The sequence below is a fragment of the Caulobacter sp. P1_B12_2 genome (genome assembly GCF_056406675.1).
This window is the reverse complement of the sequence record NZ_JBFTZS010000221.1, coordinates 1-7389: the sequence shown is the minus strand read 5'-3', so window position 1 is coordinate 7389 and position 7389 is coordinate 1. Positions and strand designations below refer to the sequence as shown.

8 protein-coding genes and 1 tRNA gene are annotated in these 7389 nt (G+C 69.1%); 5 read left to right on the top strand and 4 right to left on the bottom strand.

Features of this window, described 5'->3' with window-relative positions:
• Positions 1–584: phage terminase large subunit (locus tag AC1DZ6_RS14610; protein ID WP_477097883.1), on the top strand; the 584-nt coding region annotated here is incomplete at its 5' end.
• A gap of 19 nt (positions 585–603) precedes the next feature.
• Here the strand turns inward: AC1DZ6_RS14610 and AC1DZ6_RS14605 are convergent.
• Positions 604–680, bottom strand: a tRNA-Arg gene (locus AC1DZ6_RS14605).
• Between the two features lie 113 nt (positions 681–793).
• Here AC1DZ6_RS14605 and AC1DZ6_RS14600 point away from each other — a divergent pair.
• The 3 genes from AC1DZ6_RS14600 to AC1DZ6_RS14590 all read left to right on the top strand — a co-directional run bounded on the left by AC1DZ6_RS14600 (position 794) and on the right by AC1DZ6_RS14590 (position 3748).
• A complete protein-coding gene (locus AC1DZ6_RS14600) occupies positions 794–2080 on the top strand; it encodes a dicarboxylate/amino acid:cation symporter (RefSeq protein ID WP_477097884.1) in 1287 nt (428 codons plus the stop codon).
• A 127-nt stretch (positions 2081–2207) separates the two neighbouring features.
• On the top strand, positions 2208–3371 hold the full coding sequence (locus tag AC1DZ6_RS14595; RefSeq protein WP_477097882.1) for a sensor histidine kinase: 1164 nt from the start codon (positions 2208–2210) through the stop codon (positions 3369–3371).
• Complete coding sequence (locus AC1DZ6_RS14590; RefSeq protein ID WP_477097881.1) at positions 3368–3748, top strand: response regulator; 381 nt, start codon at positions 3368–3370, stop codon at positions 3746–3748. Before AC1DZ6_RS14595 ends, AC1DZ6_RS14590 begins: the two co-directional genes overlap by 4 nt.
• Before the next feature lie 32 nt (positions 3749–3780).
• Here AC1DZ6_RS14590 and AC1DZ6_RS14585 read toward each other — a convergent pair whose 3' ends face one another.
• The 3 genes from AC1DZ6_RS14585 to AC1DZ6_RS14575 all read right to left on the bottom strand — a co-directional run bounded on the left by AC1DZ6_RS14585 (position 3781) and on the right by AC1DZ6_RS14575 (position 4860).
• Positions 3781–3993: a helix-turn-helix transcriptional regulator gene (locus tag AC1DZ6_RS14585; RefSeq protein WP_477097880.1), complete on the bottom strand. Its 213-nt coding sequence runs from the start codon at positions 3991–3993 to the stop codon at positions 3781–3783.
• A complete protein-coding gene (locus AC1DZ6_RS14580) occupies positions 3990–4391 on the bottom strand; it encodes a hypothetical protein (RefSeq protein ID WP_477097879.1) in 402 nt (133 codons plus the stop codon). The genes AC1DZ6_RS14585 and AC1DZ6_RS14580 overlap by 4 nt, the downstream gene beginning before the upstream one ends.
• Positions 4392–4485: 94 nt before the next feature.
• A complete protein-coding gene (locus AC1DZ6_RS14575; RefSeq protein WP_477097878.1) occupies positions 4486–4860 on the bottom strand; it encodes a GFA family protein in 375 nt (124 codons plus the stop codon).
• Positions 4861–5053: 193 nt separating this feature from the next.
• On the opposite strand from AC1DZ6_RS14575, the gene AC1DZ6_RS14570 reads away from it, so the two are divergent.
• The coding region (locus AC1DZ6_RS14570) for a tetratricopeptide repeat-containing sensor histidine kinase (RefSeq protein WP_477097877.1) at positions 5054–7389 on the top strand (2336 nt) is incomplete at its 3' end.

Sequence of the window (7389 nt, the reverse complement as noted above, 5' to 3'; positions counted from 1 at the left end):
GCACCTCAACTCGGCGCGTCTCGGCTTCTGCTGGACGGTCGTCGCCAACTCCCGCGCCGGCCACCCGCCAGTTTCAGAACAAGATCGAAGAGAGCGTCTACACGCTCCTGAAGGTCCAGATCGAACGCTTTGGCCTGAGTGCCGAGTTCGAGATCACCAACAACAAGATCCTGCACAAGACGACAGGGTCGGAGTTCATCTTCTACGGCCTGTGGCGGCACATCGATGAGATCAAGTCTCTCGAAGGCGTCGACATCTGCTGGATCGAGGAAGCCCACAACCTCACCGAGGCCCAGTGGGAGATCCTAGAGCCGACCATCCGGAAGGAACCCGGCCCGCTGGGACCTAGGCCGCGCAACTCATCGACGCACGCTTGGCGCATCGGTCGCAGGCCCTCGAAGAAAGCGGCGGGATCGCGCATGCCCGGCCGGGCGGTTCGAGCTGTCATCTTGAGCCTCCATGAACGAAGGCAGAACATTATCCGGGACTATTCCGGGGAATCGAGTCCCGGAGCATCCGATTTTACCGGGTTTGTTCTGGTTTCAAGGCTGGCTGCAAGCGACGCCAATGCGCTATATTCTTGAATGTTTTGAACAACTTAAATGGCGGCCCGGAAGGGACTCGAACCCCTGACCTTCGCTTTAGGAAAGCGCTGCTCTATCCTGCTGAGCTACCGGGCCGCGTTGCGCGCGCCAGGGGTCCATAGCGCAAGTTTCCGGGCGTGCGAACCCCGGGGTGGAAAAGCGGCGCCGGGGGGCGCTCGGAGGGGAATGGGATGGCTTTGCTGCGGCCTTTGAAGACGCTGTATGTCCAGGTGCTGATCGGCATCGCCCTGGGGGTTCTGGTCGGGGCGCTGTGGCCCGACGTCGGGGTGGCGCTGAAGCCGCTGGGCGATGCGTTCATCAAGCTGGTCAAGCTGGTGATCGCGCCGGTGATCTTCCTGACCGTGGCCAGCGGCATCGCCCACATGGGCGACATCAAGGCGTTCGGGCGGGTGGGGATCAAGGCCCTGCTCTATTTCGAGGTGGTCTCGACCCTGGCGCTTCTGGTGGGCCTGGTGGTCGGCCACATCCTGCAGCCGGGCCACGGCTTCAACATCAACCCCGCCGCCCTGGATCCGAAGATCGCCGCCGGCTACCTGGAGAAAGCCCATCACGGCGACGACCTCGTCGCCTATCTGCTGCACCTGATCCCCGACACCTTCTTCGGGGCGTTCGCCGAGGGCAACCTGCTGCAGGTGCTGGTGATCGCCGTCCTTACGGGCTTCGCCTGCACCCGCATGGGGCCGTTCGGCGACCGGGCCGCGGCGGCGATGAGCGACCTGGCCAAGCTGTTCTTCGGCATCATCCACGTGGTGGTCAAGCTGGCGCCGCTGGGCGCGTTCGGGGCCATGGGCTTCACGATCGGCAAGTACGGCGTGGCCAGCCTGATCCAGCTGGGCGCCCTGGTGGCCACCTTCTACGTCACCGCCCTGATCTTCGTGCTGGTGGTGCTGGGCGCCATCGCCTGGGCCTGCGGCTTCTCGATCCTGAAGTTCCTGGCCTATATCCGCGAGGAGCTGCTGATCGTGCTGGGCACCAGCTCTTCGGAGAGCGCCCTGCCCCAGCTGATGGAGAAGCTGGAGCGGCTGGGAGCCCGCAAGTCGGTGGTCGGGCTGGTGGTGCCCACCGGCTACAGCTTCAACCTCGACGGCACCAACATCTACATGACCCTGGCCACCCTGTTCCTGGCCCAGGCCACCAACACCCATCTGGGCTTTGGCCAGATGGCCGCCCTGCTGGGCGTGGCGATGCTGACCTCGAAGGGGGCCAGCGGGGTGACGGGGGCGGGCTTCATCACCCTGGCCGCCACCCTGGCCGTCGTGCCCGACATCCCGATCGCCGCCCTGGCGGTGCTGGTCGGGGTGGACCGGTTCATGAGCGAGTGCCGAGCCCTGACCAACTTCGTCGGCAACGGCGTGGCCACCCTGGTGGTGGCCCGCTGGGAGGGCGCGCTGGATCGCGACCGATTGTCGCGGGAACTGGACCAGGGCCCCAACGCCACGCGCCTTGAAGTCCTTGAGGATCTGCCCGCCGACTGAACGGACGGCGCGCGCCCGGGTCTTGTGGACGACCGGGAGCGCCGCGCGTCGACGGCGGACTTCGTCTTGCCGCGACGCCGGCCGATGCTAGGCTGGCGACGGGACACGCGTATCCAGGACATCCAGATTGCTTAACGTCGCGAACGCCGAGCGTTCGGAACAGGCGGACCACGCCGCCCTGATCACCTTGGTCGAGACGATCGAGGCCCTGTCGGCCACGCGCACGATCGAGGAGGTGGCCGCGGTCGTCCGCTCGGCCGCTCGGCGGATGTCCGGCGCCGACGGCGTGTGCTTCGTGCTTCGCGACGGCGACCAGTGCTGGTACCTCGACGAGGACGCCATCGGCCCGATGTGGAAGGGCCAGCGCTTCCCGATCAGCGCCTGCATCTCGGGCTGGACCATGCTGCACGGCCAGACCGCGGTGATCCCCGACATCTACGCCGACGACCGCATCCCGCACGACGCCTACCGCCCGACCTTCGTCAAAAGCCTGGTGATGACGCCGGTGCGCGCCAAGGATCCGATCGCCGCGATCGGGGCCTATTGGGCGCAGGGACATACGCCTTCGTCCGACACGGTGATCAGGCTGGAGACCATGGCCCGGGCCACGGCGGCGGCGATCGAGAGCGCCAAGCTCTACGCCTCGCTGAACGAGGCCCTGGAGCGGCGCACCTTCCTGCTGCGCGAGTTGGACCACCGGGTGAAGAACACCCTGGCCTCGGTGCAGTCGATCGCCCGCCAGACCCTGCGCACCGCCCCCTCGCCGGACGATTTCGCCGAGAGCTTCGAGTCGCGGCTGATGGGCCTGTCGCGGGCCCATGAGCTGCTGACCCGCCACGCCTGGGGCCGCACCGACCTGCGCGACGTTCTGGAGGCGGCGCTGCAGCCGTTCGGCGGCCTGGCCGACCCGCGCTTCACCGCCCGCGGCCCCGCCGTCGCCCTGACGCCCGAGACCGCGGTGGCGCTGCACATGACCCTGCACGAGCTGATGGTCAACGCCGCCAAGCACGGGGCGCTGACGACGCTCAGCGGCCAGGTCACCGTGGTCTGGCGGATCGAGGACGTGAACGGCGCGCCCGGCCTGGCCCTGGAATGGGTCGAGCGCGGCGGCCCGCCGGTCTTCGCGCCCAAGCGCCAGGGTTTCGGCACCCGGCTGCTGGAACGCGGCGTGGCCCGCGACCTGAGCGGCGAGGCCAAGCTGACCTATCAGCCCAAGGGCCTGACCTACGTGCTGCGCGCGCCGCTGTCGGATCGGATTTCGGTGGGCACGGCGCCGAGGGTCCGGGCATGAGCCGTCTTCACCACGCGCCCCGCATCATGATCGTCGAGGACGAGGCCCTGGTGGCCCTGATGGTCGAGGATCTGCTGACCGACTTCGGCTGCCGGATCTCCGGCTCGTTCGGCGCGATCGACGACGCCCTGGCCTATCTGGACGACGCGGCCGCGCCGCCGCCGTCGCTGGACGGGGCGGTCCTGGACGTCAACATCGGCGGGACCATGGTCTTCCCGGTCGCCGAGCGCCTGCGGGCCGCCGGCATCCCGTTCGTGTTCGCCACAGGCTACGGCGCCCTGCCCCGCAAGGGCTTCGAGGACGTCATGGTGTTGAACAAGCCGATCGACCCGACGCTGCTGGAGGACGCGGTGAAGGGGTTCGGCAAGGCGGCCTGACGCCTTTCCCCCTTGCCGGAGTGGGACAAAGCTCAGGCCGCGCCTTCCGTCCTGAACGGATTGAAGAACAGCCGCTCGACCGGCAGGTCGAACAGCGCCGCCAGGCGAAAGGCCAGCGGCAGGGACGGATCGTACTTGTCGGCCTCTATGGCGTTGATCGTCTGGCGAGAGGCGTCCGCCCGATCCGCCAGCTCGCCCTGGCTCCAGCCGCGCGCCACGCGCTCCTCGCGCAACCGGTTCTTCACGAGGCTCTCGGCCGGCGAAGCGCCCACCAGCCCAGCCAGCAGAGGACATAGGCCACGGCCTGGGCGCCGAAGACCAGGATGGCGCCCTGGAAGAGCGGCCCCTGTCCGTCGATCGCCGCGGCCGCCAACAGCGCGACGCCGCCGCCGAACGATGCGCCCCAGTACCAGGAGGTCAGGTGAGCGTCCCGCGCCATGTCGTCCAGCTTCCGCCACCAGGGCATGGACGCGAGAACGACTACCCCGACCAGCGCGGCGCAGGCGAGGATGATGAGGCTCAAAGGCAGACGGTCGGGACCTTTCTGGATCAGCAGACTGGCCAGGACGCCGACGCCGAGCGCCGCCAGGACGGCCAGTCCCAACACCGCCCAGATGGCCTTCTGTCGTCTTTCGATGGGCATGTCGCTCGCTCCCTTGCCTGTCAAAAGTATTTGACAGACGGGAGCTATCTGTCAAATACTTTTGACAGGGTCGGAGGAGGGTCGGGCGCCGCGATCAGTACGCCTTGCCGTTGTGCTTCTTCACCGGCAGCGACGTCCAGTCGAAGTCCACGAACAGCCGGGCGTTGATGCTGACGCGTGGGTCGTCGAAGTCCGGCGCGCCGCTGTCGAAGCTGGGGAATTCCGAATAGGTCGGGCAACCGCAGACGGCGCAGTGGTGATGCTGGCCGATGTAGTGGCCCCACTGGTAGGTCGAGACCCGGTCGCGGGCCGTGGTCAGCTTGAACTGGGCCGGCTTGTAGTAGGCGTGCAGCGCCCCGCGCCGAGAACAGAACGAGCAGTTGCAGTCGGCCAGCTCGGTCGGGGCCTGGGTCACCTCGAACTGGGTGGCGCCGCAATGGCAGCGGGCCTTCAAGGGCAGGTCGGTCATGGCGCTCTCCTGGCTGGAACAACGCCGGGGACCCTAGGCGCGTTCTGCTGACAGCCTGCTGTCAACATGCGACGTCCGGTCGCTGCTTGAGGCCGACCCCGCGCCTGCTATCGTCCCGGTTTATGGATTCTCCGCGCGCTCGCGAGGCGCCGGGGACGTGCGGCGAGAAATCGGCGACAGATCGGGCGGGGGCATGGTCGTCAGGAGACGGATTTGGTCGGCGGCGGCGCTCGCCGCGCTGCTGATCGCCGCGCCGGCGACCGCCCGTGTCGCCTCGCCTGCCGCCGCCAGCGTCATCGACACCCGCCTGGCCGAGGCCAAGGACGCCATGATGGGCGATCCGGGCGGGGCCCTGACCCTGTCGACCCAGGCCCTGGCCCTGGCCAAGGCTGATCCCGGCCCGCATCGCGACCAGGAGATCGCCGCCGCCCAGTGGCTGCAGGGCGAGGCGCTGCTGCGGCTGGACCGCCCCAAGGAGGCCGAGCCGGTGATCGCCGCCGGCCTGGCGGTCGCGGCGCAAAAGGTCCCCAACACCAAGCYGCACGGCGACCTGGTGATGACCCAGGCCGCGCTGGAGGCGACGCGCGGCGAGGTCCAGCGAGCCCTGGCCGACTTCCAGGCCGCCTACCGCATCTTCGGCAAGGCCGGCCATCCGCGCGGCCAGGCCGTGGCCCTGCAGAACATCGGCTCGATCTACCAGGACGCCCACGACTACGAGAAGGTGCTGCACTACTACGCCCAGTCGGCCGAGGCCTATCCCGCCGACCAACTGCTGCAGCTGAGCGCGGCCAACAACATCGGCAACGCCCTGATGTCGGGCGAGCAGTACGGTCGGGCGACAGTCGAGTTCGAGCGCGCCCGAAAGATCGCCCACCAGATGGACAAGCCTCAGTTGGAGGCGCGGATCATGGCCAACAAGGCCATCGCCGAGGTCCACAGCGGCCATCCCGACGCCGCCAAGGCCCTGATCGACGCGGCCAACGCCCTGCTGCGTCCGCTGTCCGACGCCCAGGGCGCCCAGCGGTCGGTGATGAAGGCCAGGGTCCAGGTGGAGCTGGCGCAGGGCCATCCCCGGGCCGCCGCCCAGGTGCTGGCGACGCTGTTCGCGGACGTGGACCTGAAGACCACCGGCCCGGACTACGCCGACCTGCATTCGGCCGCCTACAAGACCTACAAGCAACTGGGCCAAACCGAGCTGGCCTTGGCCCATCTGGAGGCGTTCAAGCGGCTGGACGACCAGGGCCAGGCCCTGGCGGCCTCGACCAACGCCGCCCTGATGGCCGCCCAGTTCGACTACGCCAACCAGACCTCGCGCATCGCCAAGCTCAAGGCCGGCCAGCTGGAGCGCGACATCAAGCTGGCGCGGGCCCGCAACCTGATCGTCACGGTGCTGCTGATCGGCGCCTCGCTGGCGGTGGCCGCGCTGCTGGCGGCGGTCGTCGGGGTGCGGCGCGGCCGCAATCTGGCCCGCGCCGCCAACGAGCGGCTGCGCCAGGCCAACCAGGCGCTGGCCAAGGCCGTGCGCGCCCGCACCGAGTTCCTGGCCAACACCAGCCACGAGATGCGCACCCCGCTGAACGGCGTCCTCGGCATGACCGAGGTGGTTCTGGCCGAGCCGGACCTGGATCCCAAGCTGCGCGACCGCGTCGCGGTCATGAACGCCGGCGCGCAGACCATGCGGGCCCTGGTCGACGACATCCTGGACATGGCGCGGATCGAGACCGACGGCGTCACCTTGAACCGGACCGCCTTCGACCTGGCCAAGCTGGGCCGCGACGCCGTCCAGCTGTGGTCGGACAAGGCCGCGGCCAAGGGTCTGGTCCTGACCTGCGACCTCTCGCAGGCCCCCGGCCGGATCGTCGAGGACGCGGACCGCCTGCGCCAGATCCTGTTCGCCCTGCTGTCCAACGCCGTGAAGTTCACCGCCGAGGGCGGCGTGGCGCTGTCGGTTTCGGTCGATCCGGAGGCGTCCGGCGAGCGGCTCATCCTGCGGGTGACCGACACCGGGGCCGGCGTGCCGCCCGAGAAGCTGGCCGAGGTGTTCGAGCCGTTCGGCCAGGTCGATTCCAGCCGCACCCGGGCCCAGGGCGGGGCCGGGCTGGGTCTGGCGATCTGCCGCCGCCTGGTGGACGCCATGGGCGGCGAAATCCGTCTGGACAGCACGATGGGCCAGGGCACGACCGCCGTCGTCTCCTTGCCGCTGGAGCGCGCGGGCGCGACGGTCTCGTCCGCGAGCGTCCCCGCGCTGAGCGATTGCGGCCTGCTGTTCTGCGATCCCAATCCCCTGACGCGATCCGTGGTGGCCGCGGTGCTCCGCCCCAAGGTCCGCGCCCTGAACGCCGTCGCCGGACGCGGGGACGCGTTGGACGCGGCTCGAAGCGAGCGTTTCGACCTGGCCCTGGTCGAGGCGAGCGCGCTGGGCGACGACCTCGCCGCGCGCCAGGCGGCCTTGAGCGCCTTGCGCGACGCCCTGGCTCCAGCCCCGATCGCGGTGCTGCTGGCCCCATTGGGGTCCGACCAGGACGCCGA